Source organism: Candidatus Competibacter denitrificans Run_A_D11, assembly GCF_001051235.1.
Taxonomy (GTDB): domain Bacteria; phylum Pseudomonadota; class Gammaproteobacteria; order Competibacterales; family Competibacteraceae; genus Competibacter_A; species Competibacter_A denitrificans.
The window spans coordinates 1-18932 of sequence record NZ_CBTJ020000116.1; the positions used below are offsets into that span (position 1 = coordinate 1).

14 protein-coding genes and 1 pseudogene are annotated in these 18932 nt (G+C 54.2%); 5 read left to right on the top strand and 10 right to left on the bottom strand.

All coding sequences use genetic code 11. From position 1 onward, the window contains the following. Positions 1-860: 860 nt before the first annotated feature. Positions 861-1097 (bottom strand): annotated as a pseudogene (locus BN873_RS20245) (tyrosine-type recombinase/integrase); the annotation flags it as partial. 287 nt (positions 1098-1384) lie between these two features. On the opposite strand from BN873_RS20245, the gene BN873_RS18250 reads away from it, so the two are divergent. The 3 genes from BN873_RS18250 to BN873_RS20625 all read left to right on the top strand — a co-directional run bounded on the left by BN873_RS18250 (position 1385) and on the right by BN873_RS20625 (position 5331). Next, a complete protein-coding gene (locus tag BN873_RS18250; protein WP_048677073.1) occupies positions 1385-3055 on the top strand; it encodes a GMC family oxidoreductase in 1671 nt (556 codons plus the stop codon). A gap of 130 nt (positions 3056-3185) precedes the next feature. After that, a protein-coding gene (locus BN873_RS19805; protein WP_420883365.1) for an IS630 family transposase occupies positions 3186-4363 on the top strand; the annotation gives its coding sequence in 2 pieces (ribosomal slippage) (positions 3186-3609 and positions 3609-4363; 1179 coding nt in all). Positions 4364-5190: 827 nt separating this feature from the next. Further along, positions 5191-5331 (top strand): hypothetical protein, encoded by a 141-nt coding sequence (locus BN873_RS20625; protein WP_171820525.1) that lies wholly within the window; start codon positions 5191-5193, stop codon positions 5329-5331. 837 nt (positions 5332-6168) lie between these two features. Here the strand turns inward: BN873_RS20625 and BN873_RS18990 are convergent. The 4 genes from BN873_RS18990 to BN873_RS18280 are packed head-to-tail and all read right to left on the bottom strand — an operon-like array spanning position 6169 to position 7926. After that, positions 6169-6573, bottom strand: a complete 405-nt coding sequence (locus BN873_RS18990) for a hypothetical protein (RefSeq protein ID WP_053085459.1) — start codon at positions 6571-6573, stop codon at positions 6169-6171. Positions 6574-6617: 44 nt separating this feature from the next. Beyond that, positions 6618-7091: a hypothetical protein gene (locus BN873_RS18270; protein ID WP_048677077.1), complete on the bottom strand. Its 474-nt coding sequence runs from the start codon at positions 7089-7091 to the stop codon at positions 6618-6620. Further along, the gene (locus BN873_RS18275) at positions 7088-7600 is read right to left on the bottom strand and encodes a type II toxin-antitoxin system YhaV family toxin (protein WP_048677079.1); all 513 of its coding nucleotides are present in this window, start codon (positions 7598-7600) and stop codon (positions 7088-7090) included. The genes BN873_RS18270 and BN873_RS18275 overlap by 4 nt, the downstream gene beginning before the upstream one ends. Next, entirely contained in the window at positions 7597-7926 is a 330-nt protein-coding gene (locus tag BN873_RS18280) for a type II toxin-antitoxin system PrlF family antitoxin (protein ID WP_048677082.1), read from the bottom strand. The genes BN873_RS18275 and BN873_RS18280 overlap by 4 nt, the downstream gene beginning before the upstream one ends. Positions 7927-8598: 672 nt before the next feature. On the opposite strand from BN873_RS18280, the gene BN873_RS18285 reads away from it, so the two are divergent. Together BN873_RS18285 and BN873_RS21490 are read left to right on the top strand one after the other, a co-directional pair. Further along, positions 8599-8847, top strand: coding sequence for a DUF2789 domain-containing protein (locus BN873_RS18285; protein ID WP_048677084.1), 249 nt, complete (start codon positions 8599-8601; stop codon positions 8845-8847). A 244-nt stretch (positions 8848-9091) separates the two neighbouring features. Beyond that, positions 9092-9199: an AcrVA2 family anti-CRISPR protein gene (locus BN873_RS21490; RefSeq protein WP_477021197.1), complete on the top strand. Its 108-nt coding sequence runs from the start codon at positions 9092-9094 to the stop codon at positions 9197-9199. 131 nt (positions 9200-9330) lie between these two features. Here the strand turns inward: BN873_RS21490 and BN873_RS18290 are convergent, their stop codons facing one another. The 5 genes from BN873_RS18290 to BN873_RS18310 all read right to left on the bottom strand — a co-directional run bounded on the left by BN873_RS18290 (position 9331) and on the right by BN873_RS18310 (position 18930). Then, entirely contained in the window at positions 9331-9615 is a 285-nt protein-coding gene (locus BN873_RS18290) for a tyrosine-type recombinase/integrase (RefSeq protein WP_053085460.1), read from the bottom strand. A gap of 283 nt (positions 9616-9898) precedes the next feature. Further along, positions 9899-11770, bottom strand: coding sequence for a DUF2357 domain-containing protein (locus tag BN873_RS18295; protein ID WP_048677087.1), 1872 nt, complete (start codon positions 11768-11770; stop codon positions 9899-9901). Continuing rightward, positions 11767-14121, bottom strand: coding sequence for an AAA family ATPase (locus BN873_RS18300; RefSeq protein ID WP_171820526.1), 2355 nt, complete (start codon positions 14119-14121; stop codon positions 11767-11769). Before BN873_RS18300 ends, BN873_RS18295 begins: the two co-directional genes overlap by 4 nt. A gap of 2 nt (positions 14122-14123) precedes the next feature. Continuing rightward, on the bottom strand, positions 14124-15617 hold the full coding sequence (locus BN873_RS18305) for a hypothetical protein (protein ID WP_048677093.1): 1494 nt from the start codon (positions 15615-15617) through the stop codon (positions 14124-14126). After that, complete coding sequence (locus BN873_RS18310) at positions 15607-18930, bottom strand: DEAD/DEAH box helicase (RefSeq protein WP_048677095.1); 3324 nt, start codon at positions 18928-18930, stop codon at positions 15607-15609. The genes BN873_RS18305 and BN873_RS18310 overlap by 11 nt, the downstream gene beginning before the upstream one ends. Positions 18931-18932: the final 2 nt, after the last annotated feature.

The window sequence follows — 18932 nt, forward strand, 5'->3', positions numbered from 1 at the left end:
CCTGGTTTTAGCCGAGGTTACTGACTTTCTCGATTAGGTTTGCTTATAATTAAAACAATAGTATCGATTTTTGATCAAATTTTAATGCGATTGCCCTGCATCCCCGGCGGCGTTGACGTAGTGCGCCCCGTTTGCTGGGAATCCATCGTGCAACTAAGCTGTGGCACTTTTCGCCGTTGAATCAGTTGCGCAAACGGTCGTTTGTGCAATCGCTACGGGGTGATGTGTTATTGTGGGTTTTTGCGTTGCAAAAACATATTGCAAAATCAATTCGATTGGCAATAGGTTTACGCAATGATGCTGTACGGCTAGATTCATGTTTTTATGAATAAAAATAATGCCGATACTCCAAATATCGCATCTCCTGCACGGTGGCAAGGCACCTTAACCCGGTTTTATGTTCCGCTGCGCCCTAAACCCCGGGTCCGAACACCCTGAGCAGCTCGGTCAGGTCGATCATCCGCTCGCCCGGCTCGTTAGTAGTTGCTGACAAGCGGCCTGATTTCAAAGCTCGTTGGATGGTGGCCCTGCCCACACGGGCTGCTCGGGCAGCTCCTGCAAGGGTGAATTGCGCCATGCCCGTTCGCTCTTTTTTAGCTGTCTCACGCTGTAGCGTAGACCCTGCTCGGCCGCCCAGCCGAATCCCATCATATCCTTTGAGGGTTTCCGCCCTGCCACGGCGGGCCGGCTGACGCCCTATTTAGCGCCATGCCGAAACGGATCGACCGAACAGTCCGGCATGATCTGTCTAATTTGCTTTGGAGTGCCAAAAATCAAGACTTGTGGCACGTCGAGCCGCGCCCGTGATTTCAGCCGGTCGGACGGGCCATCCATCGGGGCCAAAAGTCGGGGGTGGCGGTCTACCGCCACAGCTTCTCGAACCGCGCCGGGTTGGCGGCGGTGTAGCGGACGGTGTGCTGGATGTTGCGGTGGCCGAGGTAGTCCTGAATCAGCCGGGTGTCCGCGCCTTGGTCGGCCAGGGCGTAGCCGCAGGCATGGCGCAGCATGTGTGGATAGGCGGGCAAGGGCAACCCGGCCCGCTCGCCGCACCGGCGCACCACCAGCCACGCGATCCGTCGGAATTTTTCGGCGGGTCGCGTTTTGCCGCATAACTCCACCACGTGGAGTTATGCGGAACCATATAATCACTGATTGTCGCGGACGCTTCGCGCCCGCGACAACGGGGCGGCGGATTACAATCCGCGAGGTTGCTTGGCGCGAAGCGCCGCACAACCTCGCGGATCAAGCCGACTTCAGGCGAAAAAGCCTGCGGCTTTCTCGCCTTGCGCGGCTTATCCGCCGCCCCGTTAGGCCGCTCCACAGCCCGATCGAGTGTTTATTCTAACGGCTATACTACGATTCACCTAAACTCAGGAGAACAGAGATGTCATTTCAGAACAATTACCCAAATTTGGTTGCAGAGAAACCCCAGGCCCATACCCGTTTAATTAGAGACTACGACGGCGCCAACAGAGACTTTGACTACATCATTATCGGTTCCGGTATGGGCGGCGGTATATTAGCCGATGACTTAGCTGACCGACTGGGCCAGAGCCATCGCATTCTGGTGCTGGACGCTGGTTCGTTCATTTATCCGACACACGTCTACAACATCAGCCGCATACCAAACTTTGCCGTGGCCAATCATTTCGGCGTTGACAATTTCAAGCAATCATCGACCCCTGATCAATTCATTGGCGGCCAGCCACAATTCGCTCTTGGCGGGCGTTCGATCTTTTGGTCTGGCCTAATCCCACAAGCTCAGGACTGGGAACTGGATTTTTTCCCGGATAACGTGCGCTCAGCTTTATCTTCGGATTACTTCGACTTGGCGGCCGACCGGATGAACGAGTCCATCTCGCTCGGTGAAAAGGCGAAGGAGTTGGTGGAGCATTTCCGCAGTAGCCCTCTGAACGGTGATTTTGATATACAAGAGACACCTCGCGCTTTGCACCAACCCTATCTCAATCGCGATGGCATACCGCGGGATCAGTTCTTTGTGGAGCCGACGGGCGTATTTAATGCCGCCGAACTGCTCATCAACCAGGTAGGCTTAACGCCTGGCGTAGATCAAAACGGCAAAGGTCTCTTCATCAAACTCAATAGCTTCGTTGAGGCCATTACTGACGTTCCTCATGGATGGTATGAAGTCAGTACCACGAACACAGTCACAGGGGAACAAGTCAGCTTTTACACCCCCAAGGTTGTGATTGCCGCTGGCTCTACGGAGAGTCCGAAGCTGATCAATCGTTCCGCGATTTACCAAAGTCTACCCGATCATGTAAAGGGGCTTGTAGGCTTTGGGTTGACGGATCACCCCGTTACCGGAGAGTCACAGGCTTATGTCTCGTCGTTGGGAAATAGTCCACGTATCCCTCTTAGTCGCCGGGATCACGCCAAGATCATCTTTTACTCACGCGGCAAGCGTGACGCTAGCGGCCATGTGATCTTTCCCTTCAATATCGAGATGAACGTCAACCACGAATATTGGCACCTACGTAACAACGACCCCTCCGCGGAACCAGTCGATGACAATCCCAGCAAGACCCGCGTGGATATTAAATTCAGCTTCGCCAATTGCTTGGACGATTTCAACGGCATTTTCTCGCAACCCAACGACGGTTACAGGCCCTATGTACGCTTCAAGCGCTTTTCTGTGCTTGATGATCTGTTGCAGTCACGTTTCCCGGCACTCGCAGGCTGGCAAAAGAGCCACCAGGAGTTTTTCAATTTACTCAATGAAACCCGAAATCGCGTGTTTGCGGAATTCAACGATGTGGACTGGATTACCGGTGAGTATGGCGGTGGTAACGGCAAGCAATGGCCTTTCGGTTGGGGTACTGTACATCATGCCTGCGGCACCTTGCGGATGCCCTGGAAGCCCAATCGCAACGCCAGCTTTAACCACGAGTCGGTTGTGGATGAAGACCTCAAGGTCCGAGGCGCCACCGGTCTCTATGTTTGCGACATGTCCGTCATGCCAATCAGCACGGCTGCGAATCCCGTCCGCACCCTTGCGGGTCTAGCCTTGCGTCTCTCGCGACATTTGGGTTGAAAGCGTCAGCAGCGCTTCACGTCGATCGGTAGCACGTTGGCCTACTGATTGGTTTCACTAGTGGGCTGCCGCAAAAGTTTTGACAGGTAGCGATGGGGACCCTATGGTGGGGTCAACAGGAGGAAACCCCATGGCCCACAAATACTTGGTTGACCTCACCGAAGAGGAGCGGGGATACCTGCTCGACGTCATCCGCAAAGGCAAAACGACCGCGCGCCGGGTCGCGCGCGCCCATGTTTTGCTGCGTGCCGCCGAGGGTGCCACCGATGAGGAGATTGCCGAAACGCTCCGCCTGGGACGGTCGACGGTGCATCGCCCCCGCCAGCGCTTTGTGGATGACGGACTGACGGCAGCGTTAAGTGAGCCGTCTCGGTCGGGTTCACCGCCGGCCTTGACGGGTAAACAGGCGGCCTTTCTGATCGCCTTAGCCTGTAGTACCCCACCGGCGGGCCGCCATCGGTGGACCTTGAAACTGCTGGCCGATCGCTTGGTGGAACTGCGCCAAATTGACATGATTTCCCCGGATACCGTCGGTCGCGTGCTGAAAAAAACGACTTCAAACCGTGGCAACGCCAAGAATGGTGTATTCCCAGTGTCAGTCCCGACTACGTCTGGCCTATGGAGGAGGTCCTGGACTTGTACGCCGAACCCGACGATCCCCGGTATCCCCCAGTGTGTTTTGACGAAAGCCCCGTGCAGTTGACCAGCGAAACCCGTCATCCGCTGCCTGCTCATCCCGGTCAGCCGGCGCGCTATGACTCTGAATATAAACGGGAAGGCACGGCAAATTTGTTTCTGTTCGTCCAGCCCTTGCAGGGTTGGCGTCAGGTCAACGTCACTCAAAAACGGACTAAACAGGACTTTGCCCAACCAATGCGGTTACTGGTCGATGTCTACTTTCCAGCGGCCGAACGCATCCGGCTGGTCATGGATAATCTCAACACCCATACCCCCGCGGCCCTGTACGGGGTCTTTCCCCCGGAGGAAGCTCGCCGAATCACCCGCAAGCTCGAATTTCACTACACCCCCAAGCATGGCAGTTGGCTCAATATGGCCGAATGTGAGTTGGCCGTTCTCGCCGGCCAGTGTTTGGATCGTCGCATTCCAAACATTGAAACCTTGCGGGAGGAAATCGCCGCGTGGCAAGGCCCGCGCAACCAACTCCAGACCAAAATCCACTGGCAGTTTGGTACCGACGTGGCCCGGGTCAAACTCAAGCGCATCTATCCGTCCTTGGAACCCACCGAAAATCTGGTCGGGCCAGAAGAGGCTTCCGAACCTGTCAAAACTTTTGCGGCAGCCCACTAGAGGGGTTTGCACCGTTTTAACGATAAAGTTCAAGGGATTTTTCAGCACCCAACGTGCAAGGTGATGGGCGCGGAGCAAACGCAGCTTCGATAGACCGACTGTTTCCTTTTGTCCGATGTTGCGCTGCAACATTTCCGACAAGTCATTGATTTTCTGAGGACCGAAAAACTCCGACATGGGACAAAATGGATGAAACCCTGTTAGAGCGGTGTCCGCTCTCGCGCCCCGTGCGTGACGTGAAGAATTTGAACCGTCTGTTCTTGCTCTTTCACGCAGAACAAAACCCGGTAGCTGCCGAAAATCAGGTTTCTGATTTCGTAGCTGTAGAAAGGGGTCTGAGTAGCAAATGGACGGAAAGTCGGCATAAGCCTAGGCAGGTAACTCAACCTGCTAGTGCGCCACGAGGCGCCGGTTCGCTAGTGGCTGAAAGTGCCACCGAGAAAGGGCCGACCCAGCCCATCTCGTACCGAGTCTTGAGCCGACTGCCGGTAACGACAGGGGTTAAGCGTAGACAGGGATGCGGTAGGCCGTAAGCCGCAAGGCTGAAGTGATGGAGCCCCGTTAATGATACTTGCGGGAGGGTCGATGACGTTAACTGTAGCTGCTCGCAATCATCGGCGGGTTTGCGCGCAATCATCGCCGGTTTTCTGCTCACATTAACTGATTCTATCCGGCCATCGCTGCTCACATTGTTTGCAACGATGCGCGCAATCATGAAGCCTTGCTTGCAATCATCCGGTGGTCTGCTCACATTAATTGCAACCGAGGATGGGATAGCCAACCGCTTGAGATGGATGGCATTTGTGCTAACCGGTTAAGAAACTCGTGTGGCGGTCATCAAAGCTGACTTTGAATTTTTTACCGGGTTGATTGCCCAGAAAACCGAGATTTTCAGCGGTCTGGTGGACATACCGGCAGTGGTTAAGAAAACCACCGTTTTCTTGCCTGCTCCGTTGCAGGGAATGTGAGCAGAGGAACCGATGATTGCAAGCACCGGGCGATGATTGCAAGCACAGTTGCAGAGAATGTGAGCACGGCCTCCCCGATAGAATCAGTTAATTTGAGCAGGAAAAAGCCGATGATTGCGCGCAAACCCGCCGATGATTGCAAGCGGCTACAGTTAACTTATCAGAAGACCACACCGCCGTCCGCGGGAAGGGCAGAGGACAGGCGGCCTCTCCGGGGTCTGAGAGCACGGCATGGCGCAACAGGGAACCGGTGAACGTGGGAGATCCTGACCGTTCTTCCGGGAGTGGGAGTACCGATGAACAAGGGTAACAGCGAGGACATTGGGACCAGCCCTTTTAAGGTACTCTTGCAACTAACTGATATTTTTGAGGTTATTTTTGCTGTTTTACACAATTTTAGGCTAAATTTCGTTGTAAGTCATTGATTCTACGTTGCCACCTTAAAAGGGCTGGACATTGGGACGACGGGCAGGAAGTCAGATGGGGCATAGTACCGATGAAGCGGAGTAACGCCCGTGGAGGGAAGGCCCCTGGGTGGAATCGACCTTGGAGGGGAAACGTCATGGGTCCAACCGAGACCTGCGCTATGACGGATACGAAACTGAAGAGGATAGCGTCGCTTTCCGCACAGACTGGCGGCGTGCTTCCATGGGCTGAATAGGACGAAGGCCAAGGGCATCGACGGGATTGACCGTACAAAGCGACGTGAATGGTTTTATCCTGAGCCTATTGCCTGAATTGGGCATGATGGGTTCTAAATGGGGGGGAGTCCGGGTGACCGGCTCCTCTACCAGCTAATGAAAGTTGCCCATTTTTATGAATAATCCGGGCTAAGAGTTAAGGCGTTTCCTCCACCCGGACGGTGATCCCTTCCCCTTCGAGGACCGCGACTAAGGCACGGGTCAGTTTCGCCGCCATGGCCGGTGCCGTTTGGCCGCGCCAGCGTTGCTTGAGGGACAACACTGGCCGGACGAACACCGACCACCGCAGGGGCTGATCCAGGTAACCCTCGCCTTCGCTGGCCGCGCAGCCACAGCCGATCATGAATTCGGCGTCCCCTTCCGCATATTCGATGAACCAGCCCCAATCCTCTCCCAACGGGTAGCTGGTCACGATGCCCGTCTGCATCAGCGCATTGGAGAGCCATAACGCTAACTCGAAGCCATACGCGCCGGGGTTGACCTGGCAGGATTCCGGGAGGTAGGGCAGGAAGCGGCTGGAATAAAATTCAATGCGGGTCATAGAGACGCCCCAAATAACCGGATGATTTCTGGTCAGGTTCAAGTTCAGCGTGTGCGAACGTCATATTGCGTCAGCACACATTCTCCCCCCAAGCCCTCGGCTTCCACTAGCAGCCCAACATTGCGGGTATAATAACGGCCGCGCCATTCCATGCGCCGCTCGGCAGTAATTTGTGGGTCGTCACAGTCGAAGTTCTCAATCCGGACTGCATCGACGTGTTTCAGCGCTGGCGTTTCGATTCGCTCACTGCCTGCCATAGTCCACGTCCCGACATGCTCACGCGCCTTGGGTTCTCCCGGGATCAGTGGCTCGCTGCCGTCGCGCCCGGGATTCGGCGCACTGAATACGTGGCCGTTGGCATCCGCAAACAAATAGGAAACCAGTGGTTTATCCTTTTTGATTTGCAGTTCCGTGCGAAAGTACTGGACATGATCACGGGTGCTAGCGGAAACCAGCCGGAGGGTCTTGGTGAAAGAGTATTCCAGAACACTGCGGGCATCCCCGAACCCCGTATTCAAGGTCCGGGGCGCGGGCGCGTCGCGAGCATGGCCCAGCGCGACGCGGCGGCGTGCGCCTCCGCTAACAAAGCCGCCCAGTCATCGGGCGGATGGCCGCTGGCCAACATGTTGCTAAAAACCCGATAAGCGTCATCCTCTTGTTCGTAAGCGCGTCGGGTCTTCTCATCATTGACCCAAGCGAAAACGATGACGCGGCTCGGGGCGTGATAGCGGAAAAACAGGCGATACTGTTGAAAGAACTTGACGCGAAACCAATGGGTATGAGCTTCACCCAGCGTATGACCTTGCCGGTACTCGCGACGTGTCGGGTCTTGAGGGACGACCTCGAAGACCAAGCGCGTGATTGCCGCCAGCCGTTTGCTGGCATTTTTCTTGAGATAACCCACCGGGTCCTTCTGTTGAAGGCCCTCGACCTGCTGGATCAGCCTTTCCACCTGATCGAGGAACAGCGGATGGGCAAAGAGGGTCCAGCCGTTGACGACCAGCGGTGCCGGCGATGCGCCGCTCATTCGTCATCGGCCGATAGCGGCGCCTCCAGATCGACCGCCACGTCCCCGACCAGCGCACGCAGACGGTGTAACCAGGCTCGGTCCAGCGCCGCCAGCCGTTCCGGATGACCAGCGATGTCACGCGCCAGAAGATCGAGGAAGGGCCGCAAGGCGGGATCTTCGCCCGGGGCCGCCGCCGCGCGCGTCATTAGGACGGCGCCGTTGGGAAGGATCGCGTAATGGATCTTATCGCGTTTGCCCAGCTTAAGGGCGCGTCGCACACTCGCCGGCACCGTGGTCTGATACCGATCGGTGAGGGTGGATTCAACGTCAAGGAGGGGGGGCATGGCGGTCTCGAGGGATCAACAGTTAATCGCTTGGAGCGTAATGCAAATGCATTGTTCTGACCATCCCCGTGCGGGTTAAGTTCGGCGCCCTCTTTCGAGAATATCGATTTTTTCTCCGTGCAGGAGGTGACGCTAAATGAATCATTAAATCCACTTTCAATCATGATTTGGCCTATTATCATGAATCCCGTCCCCACCCCCTGCGCCGCCCCCTTTCGTTCGTAAATACATGATGACATGTTACGAGGGTGAGGGTTCACGGCGGAGGCTAAAGCGCCGACGGGATCCACTCCATGGAGCCTGCGGATGAGTGGGCATTGCACGGGTCCGATCCATCGTTCGGATTACCGGAAAATTGACCGGAGGGAAAAATCCACTCAATGCTTTGTAAGCATTTTATGGAGATCCGTATCCCCGTCAGGAACACGACCCGATTGCGCCAGTACCGCAGGCATCCGCGCGGACCCCAGAAGCCGCCCGTGAAGTGAACGCACGATCCCCGCCGACCTCCGGGGTCCGTCGCCCGCTGGCTGGCGCGGCGCCCGCAGGCCCTCTGAGCCGCAACCCCTGGAAAGCTCAAGGTCACCTTCAAAACCCGGGCGTTGGAACTCCCCTGCTGAAGACGAACCTATATCAGCGATTCCCTCACCATAAACCCGACCGGAGCATCGCATGGAGACCACGCCACACAATCTGAGCACCCTGTTCGATCAATTAGGGCTGCCGTCCGACGCCCTCGCCATCCAGAATTTCATCCATGGGCATCGGCCGTTCGATCCGAACACTCCACTCCAGCAGGCCTCCTGGTGGACCCCCGCTCAAGCGGAATTCCTGAAACAGGCCATCGAGGAGGATTCGGACTGGGCCGAGCCGGTGGATGAACTCGACGCCCTGTTGCGGCCCGCGCCAGAAGCGTCCTGAATCCAGCATCCCTCCACAAGAAAACGACTAGTGGGTCAAGTGCCTTGCTGATCGCCATTATTTCCCTCGGTTTTCGATTTAATATATTGATAAGATTATTATTAATTCTGATCAATGGCCGTGGTCAAGGCAAGTGACCCACTAGTGGGTCCAATGGTTTGCTTATCGCCATTAAGATCCACCCCTGGATTTGGAATAGGCGGGTAACTCGTCGCTCCAGAACCCCTTCATTGGCCCGCGGGTGGTGACCGATATTCCGGTGGAGTCGGCAACGCCCCACGCGGAATCGACTCGCGCCGTGCGCCCGCACTGGCGGCGCGGTCACTTCCGGCGGCCTACGGCGAGAGTCTGACCGACCGCCGGATCGGCTGGATTCGCCCGACATGGGTCAAAGCCGCCGAGGCTTTCGGCCGGAATCAGTCCCCCGCCGGAGGACCCTGGATGAACCGGTGGCGCGCGGCTAAAGTCGCTGAATGGTAAAGCTCATGCCCTCGACCCATGGCCTCGTTCTGACACCCACAACCAGGGCAAGGCATCGCTGCGCAGGGTGAGATAGCGTTTGATGGCCCGCAGTTCATCGCCGGCGATCGGATGTTCCACGGCCAAGCCGTTTTTGAGGCGCCGTACCCATAGCCGGGCGTGGTCGAGATCGGCGTCATTGCGACGGAGACCAACGGCTTCGCTGACCCGGAGACCGTGGCGAAACATCGTCAGTACCCGCAGGTAATCACGAATCCCATGCCGCCCTGCTTTGGCCGCTGTCAGCAAGGGTAGGCGTAAGGATTCCTTCGTAAATGAGTAACAAGCCTGGCATCAGGCTAATAAAACCTGTTTTAGCGTTTTTTTGTACGATTTTCGCCTACGCATCCCGACCGTTTTCTTAGTCAATTATCGTAAAGGTAAAAGGATGGTTTTCTTAGGCGGTGTTCTAATCATCCGGGCGCGAAGCGCTCCATTTATCATAAATTTATTTTTAAAATTAGCTGCTTGTTGATGTTAAAGCCACTATTGCCCATTTTTGCACAAATCATTCAGTCACCCTGTTACTCATTTACGAAGGAATCCTTACGCCTACCCAGCCATGGGGGGTTCCTGTGTCTATTTTAATATCGAGCCAATCCCGACCTGCCCATGCGAACCCCCTGTCGGCTGGAGTAGCCGTGGCGTTACTTGGACGCATGGAAAAAAACTTCCCCTCAGCAGTAGTTCTAAGACCCCACGTTGTTTGGCAATTCGGGCATTGGCAGTAGAAATCTTCCGGTGGGTTAGGACTGAATCGCGCCTCATGGCCACACAGGCGAGAAAGAGCACCAATTTGCCGAATAGCAGAATCGATCATTTCAGCAACCTGGGGACTGGCAAACTCTCCTAATAAGTTCGTTAATTGTGAAACCTGTTCATCATCAAGGGGTTTCATCAGTTGTACATGGGTAGGAGAAACACTGTTAAACTGCTCAGGCCAATCATCAGTCAGTTGTTTAACCCGCGTAGGAAGAGGCCCTAGCCGACGACCGTAGCCTTTAACTAGTGGTCGGAGGAGCCATTCATCGATGAGCCTCCCCATCTTTTCGACCACATACAAATCCATCGGCGAGATACGGAGATACTGAGATGAAGTATGGCTGGCTTTATTGCCAGGCCAGCAAATAACCCGGTCTTGATCCAAGGGTTCTTCATCTTCAAGGGTGTCGCCGAACCAGGCTACCGGTATGAGCCGCAAATAGAGACTACCATCACGTGTGTCACTGATCGTCCAGTCCAGATGGTCCCGTTGCACAATAAACTGTTTACCCGCTCCACTAAAGCTCAGTTGCCCTTCTTCGATGCTGCATTCATACCGATCTCTCTCCAAGGCTCGCTTTAAAACTAACCCAATATAGTCACTATAAGAGGATTGCAATTTCTGGTGCTGAGCTAGGCGCTCTTCACGGGTGAGTTGTTGATCTTTTTGATTGATCTGCAACATTTCCCATAAGGGCGGCAAGTGACGGTAGTGAAGATCATGATTGAAAATATCAGTCCGATGAATTTCGGTCGGCACCGCCGCGTTAGCAGGAACACGACTATACAAACCTTGCGTATACTGCTTCAAGCTACGAATTCTACGCCATTGTTTTTGCAATTCGGCCAAGGTCTCTTTCCCTGCTTTCAGCTGGATTCCGGTCTTATCGTCCTGGTATGCCTCGCCCCACAGTCGGCAGATGTCCCGCCGCAACCGGAAATGAGTCTTGTCGGGGTCCTCAAAGTCAAGCGCCTCTTCCAGTTGTAAATTCAGCTCTTGAATTTCCTCAATCCGACCAGAAAGATAACGATCCAGCTTATCCAACAAACGCTTGTAGAGCCGATTTTCGTAGATGGCGTAATCATCTTCACTGAAACGGGCCAAGATCTTCCGTGGCAGGACACCGCTCAGGGTCCGCTGCTGCCAACAATCGGAGTGTGAGGCCAAATGCGTGAGGGCCGATGTTGCCAGTCGGCGCGCACGCGCAACTGGAACAACCCAGTTGTCGTAGCGCAGGTCCATGCGAGGTTGATCCGATATAAACTGCAAATGACCTTCTTCGAGGACTTCTGCCACGGATCGCTCCAATTCCTTCAGTTCGCATTGGGCGGCAATTTCGCTCGGCAGCATCGGCGAAATATTCCGGTTGCCATCAGCCACTTTCCCGGCGATGGTCATGATCGCCTCAGCGGCCACAGCCACCAGCTTGCCGTTCTCCTCATCTTGGTCCGATAGTTCAATAAATGCATGTCCTGCGTTTTCAAGGCGGATAGCCCCTGATCCATCGTCCAGTAGCAAGCCACCCGCTTGCAACTCGTGACCATTAACGACCAACCGATCCAGTAAACTGTACCTGCCCGGCGTCAAATCACTTGGCAGTGTATCCAGTTGTCTGCCGGTGAAACGATCCAGAACTTTCATATATTCCGTTCCTTACGGATCCGATCCTTGGCCAGCAATTCCAGTGAGCGGCGTGGTTCCGATGACCATTTTTTCCAAATATTGGTCAACACGTCTTCAATCGCTTCAAGATCCTTGATGTCGACATCATATCGACCGGTAACTTTGCCACGGCGGAATACCCGACTGGCAAGAAGATAGTCTAACGCATCCTCTTTCCGTCTCCCGGTCGCCATAAATACCGGGATGAAACGCAAGGCCTGTTTCTCAAAGCGATTACCCCAGCCCAGATCAAAACGATCCCGCAAAATATTGGTGAGCGGCCCGGTCGTCAAATCTTCCAGTAGTTCTCTTACTTCATCTTCGTTCTGCGTGATCGCATCGTCGAAGCGCGCCATTAATGATTTGAAAGTGTAGCTTACCCTGGATTTTTCCTCGATCTCAAAACTGGTTTCATGACGGGGCAGGGTCATCACATGAGCACGGTCATAGGTCTTATCAGCGAATTCATTAGTAGTCTCATCATGATTAGCCGTACCTACAAACCAGACATTTTCTGGAATACAAATCTTACGCCCCTCCATAAGACGTACTGGCGCATTGGGCAATGGTCTTTCCGACAAACTGATCAATCGCTCTCTGGGATCATTCTTTTCAAGTGCTGAGAGAAATTCAGCAAAATATTGCTCAGGGCGCGAAAGATTCATCTCATCGAGCAAAATAATATTGCATCGATCCCGGTAAAATTCAGTCCCTGCTTTATAAAGACCTTGCAGGCAGTCGCGTTCATAAAAACGCTTCTCGAAAGCATTATAGTGTCCAAGCAGGTCGTCACGATCTCTCCATCCCGCCTGAACGGCAATATCGGTACATTGCCCGCCGACGGCCTTGGCAAAGGCTTTTGCCAGGCTGGTCTTGCCGGTACCACTGATTCCTTGAAAGATATGCAGTTGACTCATCGCTAACCCAGCGATGAGCAATTGAATATCCTCGAGACGAAAGTAAAGCGGCGTCTTATCTTCAGCCTGAGCGATCCGGTGTTGTAATTCAATGGCAAATTGCTTTAGATTAGGAACATCCTGCTCTGACAGATTCAACTCAGTGGCTTGGCGATCTTTGCTCCAATCGTTACGCGATGCGCTATCCATCCATGACATCTGTGGAAATGGTTTTTCCGCTTGGTGGGATTGGGTCAGATCGTCTACGGTCTTACCCAAATTGTCCAGTCGGCTACTCAGTATTCGATTGTTTTTTTCAAGCGCCTGCTTTTCTTTCTCCAGGTTTTGCTTATCGGTGACGCCAAGACGCAGACGATGCAATTCAGCCTTCGCTTCTGCCAGATCAGATTCGATATCAGCGAGTTTCGATCTTTGTGCATCACAAATCTGTCGCAACTCCTCATTTTTAGCATGCAAATCATCATCCTGATTGTTGGTGAGCTGATTTTCGAGCTGATTAATTTTTTGCTTACAAGCCGCTAATTCATGGAGTAATTCTTGCGCTGGCCGCCCTGCCAATGATTCGGATAATTCACGATACTGCTCAAGTTGCTCTTCAGCATCCCTCAAATCCTGGTAGGCTTTCTCAAGACGCGCTTCGGTACGCTGACGCGCTTCATCGTGGCGCTTGAGTTCCAGTTCGGCTTCGTGGAGTGCTTCTTTACGAATTACAGTTTCCCTACGTTTCAGTTCTTTCCACTCGATGTCTAAGCGACACTGGTCTTGCTGGTAGGATCGCTCCTTGGCAGCAATCTCCGCTTCGCGTTCCATAAGTTTGGCTAATCTTTTAGCTTCATCATCATGGGCCTGCTGCTCGGCTTGATGAATGTCGCGGCGAATCTCATTCCTTTTTGATTCGAGTTCGGCAATCTCATTCTTCAGTTCACGCAGGGCCTTATCGTTTTGAGCTGCGAATCCGGATCGTGCATCAAGCTCGCGTAATTCCAGGTCACGCTCCTTATCTGTCAAAGCTGATCCTGTTTTATCTAGGTCGGTTTGACGCTGGTCCAACTCTGCCTTCAGTTTAGTGAGTTCTTCACGTTGTTTATTTTTTTCATCATTGCACCTTGCAAATGCCTCTTCTTTCCGTGTCAAATCTTCCGAGCGTTTTTGGATACTTTTATGTATCTCAAGAATTTTCGCTGATAGTCCCGAGATTTCTTTCAAAATTTTCTCAGCCTCAGCCTGAATGGCTGAATCAGATTTTTCCAGAGTGGCGAGTTGAGCTGTTTCCATGATAGGTAATGCAGTATCTGGATTATCATTTTCATTAATCTCTTTGACAGAATTTATACTCTTCCTCGCGCCTTCAAATTTTTCGTGTAGCGTTGTAGAGCTATTGGGGCCTTTCGGTGGTCTATGTTTCTTTGCCATGATCAGTACCATTTCTTGAAAATTTGAACCCATTGAACTACGAATTCGGCATACGCCATTGCTTCTTCCTTGATCGCTCTATCCTTGCTGGAATGGCCAGCCTTTTTGTTTCGGACATCCGCCATATCCAGCAGTCGATTGAACTGTAATTCACTCGACGCGAACGTGTGGTAAGGATGCCCGTCTTGATTGCAGGTCGCCAACAAGGTGGCAAACAGTAGCGCTTTAAGTGATGTCGATCCTTGACGAGTCACCGCCGTTCTCACCTGGTTGAGTGGCTGTGCAGCAAGCCGCCTGATCACGTCATCAGTCAGGCAGGCAAGATGACTGGCTTTAAGGTAATCGCGTGCTTCTCCATTTTTCCATTCAGACTGGATACGCCAATGCGGCAACCGCTGAATGTCTGGGGGATAGACTTTGAGCATCCACTGCAGGACGCTTTCGGCAAGGTTATGCATTTCGATCAGTAGACTGGTAATATCTTCCGGCCAAGTTCGTGCTTGCCCCGACAATAGCTCCATCCTGCGTTTTACCCCAGCGAGATAGCCTCTGATGCTGGGAACCTTGCTTGACCAACCGAAATCGGCCAGCAATTTGAGGTCGACTTCATTCTCCAAAGAACGCAACCATTCAGCCGCAGTCATATCGGTGGCTGGTTTCTGCCCAAATGCGTTGGCGATATAGCGGGCCACATGGGGATAATCGGGTAAAATCTCCTGGAGTGGTTTGCGTAACCATACCGCGGCGTGTTGCAATCTAAAGGGATCTGCAATCAGCCATGGCGGATCTCCGTCGCGATCGGCAAAAATCCATGTCCACAGCCACGTCGGCTGTGTGCTATCCTCAATGAAGCTGAAGCTTTCCATGTGCAAGCGGGGTAAGCAGGGGCGGTCACCCGCGTCCCGCTGCTTTGCATGAGCGTAATCCCTCTGGTAGTGTCGATACGCTTCAAATAGCGATCCCAGGTCCAAAGTACCTTCGATGGCATGTTTCAGGCGGAATGGGCGATCCTCTTTCCCGGAATTCCGATCAAACACGAATACCGGATATCCCTGCTCATCGGTTCGCCTGGGTTCAATTTCTCGAAGTTCTTTGGTGAAGCGCGGTAGCCAGTTTCCTGAGATGGCATCCTGATAGGCATACCCGATACAAACCGGTGCTTCGGTCGTCTCGTCCTCATCAAGCCGCTGCTCACCCTCCGGCGTCAACGCCCCCAGACTGGTCATCCACCCATTTGGGATCAGTTGTGCCGCCATAATGAACTGCACCAGTTCACAGTTCAGACCCAGCAGGTCAGCGATTTCCTGAGGATCCTGACATTTCGCCCGAACTAATCCGAGTATCGCCTGTTGAAACAGATTGAGGCGCGAGTCACGCTGTTCCGGATCCGGATATAATACTTTCCAAACGTACACCGGCCAGAGAAAGGGGCGACTGCCTGAAGCTGGGGGTCGGGATACTTCTTCAATTTGCAACAGGTAGCGTTCAGCCGCCATGGGCTTGCTCCTTGCGGCAGAGTTCCAGAAACGCGGCTAGTGCTGGAACAGCTTCCTTGGCCAAGGCCCCTTGCGCCATACGCGGATCGCCAACGGCAATCAACAGTTTGCGCTGGCGACTCATGGCTACGTTCAGGCGATTGGCTACCCGCAGATGACCATACTTTTTATTGAGCAAGCGCTCACGGTCGACCGGTTCATGTTGTTCGGTAATGACGTTATCGTTGGCGCGCACGATTGACAGGAACACGACATCGAATTCTTTGCCCTGAAAGGCATCGACGGTGCCAACACGCAGACGCTCTTCACCGGAGTCAGTTTGCTGATAGGGGCGTGCAATGCGGATCTCGCCCTCTTCATCCTCGGCCAGCCCACCGCTACGAAAAGTTTCGAGGATCCGGTCGGATTGTGCGCGATAGAAGCTGATGACGCCGATGCTCAGCGATGGCCCGCAGGCATCGGCGATGCGTTTCACTTCACGGGCGATAACATCGGCCTCGGCCTGACGGATGTGGCTGGGTCCCCGCCGGCTTTCTTTCCCTTCGCTTAAAGGAACCTCCAGCCACGCGGCACAACGGTTTTCATAACCTGGAATCGTATGAGCAAAATCAGCGGCTGGCCGCCCCGAGCGTAATTTATCCAACCTTTCGGATTCATAAAATTGCTGACTGATAAAGTCGCCCAGGGTGGGATGCATCCGATACTGGGTATCGAGCATGACGACACGTTGAATGTTGTCTACTTTTTCTTGTTCTCTGAGTTGTCTTACCAGACGTTCAAACAGGCTTTGTTCGTAGGCTTTGGCTTGCGCCTCGCTCAAGCTCTGTCGTTCAATCAATTCTTCCTCCAAATCCCGCTGAACCAGATGGGGTAACTGGCGATGATCGCCGACGAGGACAATCCGGCGCCGCGCCATGGCCATCGGTACAAATAAATCCAGCGGATTTGCACGGGCGGCTTCGTCAATGACGACGGTATCGAACTCAATCTCCTCGGTTTTCTCAGCGTCACTCAGCTCCTTTAAGTTGCTCATGTGCTGGCTGGCTGCTTGCTGACAGGTGGCGCCCACAATGCTGGCGTATTCGCGAACGGTGCGTTCGGCCTGCTGCGGATCCTGGGCCAGCGCGGCATGGTAAGTCGCTACGACCGACGCAATCCCGCGCCGGGATTGGCGTAAGGGAGCTTCTATCGAATATTCAATATAATTGAGAAGTTCCACGGCTTCCCTGGTGAGCGCCTGCTTGAGTACCGGAGGCCGGTAATCCGGAATCAGCCGATCCAGCATCGCCCCCTTGAAGTCCGCCAACTCGGCCAGATCGGCCGCTGTTGCCTCCCGAGTCAGCGCCAGCCGTTGCAACAAACTGCACTCCGCTTCTTGAAGCGGAACATTGGCGCGTTCGAGTGTGCGCCTCAACTGGTCAATCCGATCAGCCCCGTCATCACTGAACCCGGTCGGCGTTGTTCGCAGTGCTCGCACCAAGCGTAGTAACCTGGCGGGTTGACGTGATTTGAGCGGTGCTCCCGCTTTGCGCTGTCTTTTCAGAAACTCATCCCATTGATCCCTGATCTTAGGAGGCAGGCGCACACTCAGTCTGGCCAACTGCTGCAACAGGGCGTCGATTTGTTCGAACTGGGCGTATTGTTCCGCCGGCGACAAGCGGGCGAGCCGCAAACCCATGATTCGACGCCGGAGATCAGCCAACGGTTGCGTCAGGGGTTCGCGGGCCTGGACGGCTTCCAGACCAGCAGAGATCTTGGCGCGTTTGCGTTCGCACCAAACCTTGACCGGATCGACGCCACCTTCATTACTACGACTTCGTCCGCCAATCCGTACCGCCGGCAGGCCAAAGACTTCTGCCCGATTCAGGGCATTATCCACCGCATCATGCTGGTAACTGGTGATGAGCACCTGGTGCTGCAACAAATTTCCACCACGGGTTTCTACCAGCCGTCGTTGCAGGGCAGCGATGACCTGGGTTTTCCCCGTGCCTGGCGGACCGACAATCAACGCCAGGTCAGGCGTATTGATGGCAACCTCCAACGCACGTTCCTGACGCTCGGTGGGGGGACCCTTAAAACAGGCTTTCGCGTAGGGAGACAGGCCCTTGAGTTGACGGTGCCGGGCGCTGGGCGGCGCTACGCCTTCGAGCAGATAGCTCAATTGGGGCAGGCGGCGACCGGATTTTATGGACTGCTTTGCACGCTCACGCCGTTTCCTTATCGCTGCATCGCCAGAAAGCGAATAGTAAAGATAACCCTTGGCCGGGGGACGTTCGGTACGCCGGTCCTGAGGAGGGACCAGAATGACACCATTTCCGCGAAATTCTAAAGTGCCACGAACCGGACGTCGTTGGTCGTTCCCCCCACTGGTCAAGGAATCTTCGAACGCGGTATCGAGATCCAATTCACGTTCACCGAGTTCAACTTGGGTGGAGGCGCTCATCTCCAATGCACGCCACCGATCCCGGAAGTTTTTCACTTGATCGGCATCGGCCTGGAGAAACCAGGCCCGGCGCTCGTCTTCCATCAGACTGACTTGCTGGAAACGTAATGAACCCAGCTGCCGCGCACAGTCTTGCGCCTGCTCCCACTCCAACGCACCGTACTCTTGCCAAAGACGCAGGTAACTGCCGTTATCGCGCAATGCGGCTTCTAACAAGGCCTGTTGCTCTTCGCTTTGCCGTTGTGTGGCAACGCTGGCGTCCTGAAAAACGATTTTTCCGGCAGCCATTGCCAATTGCCCGGTAAAACCTTGCAGGGCAGTCACGCGCATCAACTTTAGTGCGCCTTTATACCGCCTGACCGTTCCTCGCCAGCGATCTCCGAACAGTTCAAAGCTGTCATTGGCCTCCTTGTCGAAACGACCCAGAAATACTTGACCCGGAACTTTCGGAGAAGCGGCCGGTAAGCCGTCTTCTGCAATAAAGTGCTCGTTAAGCCAATGGATGGCCTTGTTGATGTCAGCGGTAGCAATCTCCCCCTTGTCGGCCAGGTACTCGGTGATTGCCTCATCAACCGTAATCGATAAATCCAATTGGAGATGCTCAACCAGTTCCAACCACTGGAGATGCAGGATTTTGCCGCGATGATGGCGCAGAACCCACACAGTAAGACCTCGCTGTACCTGAAGTGCAATCTTGGACCGGTTATCCTTAACAGTAGCCCGGCAAACCCAATCGTCTTGCCGGATCAGGTAGTCATCATCCAGGGCTTGCACCTGAACGACCTGGCCATCCTGCCATCCACCGGTCAGATCATCACCGGTGAGTTGCACCAATTCACTCGACAACAGAGGAAAATCGCTGATTTTCATGG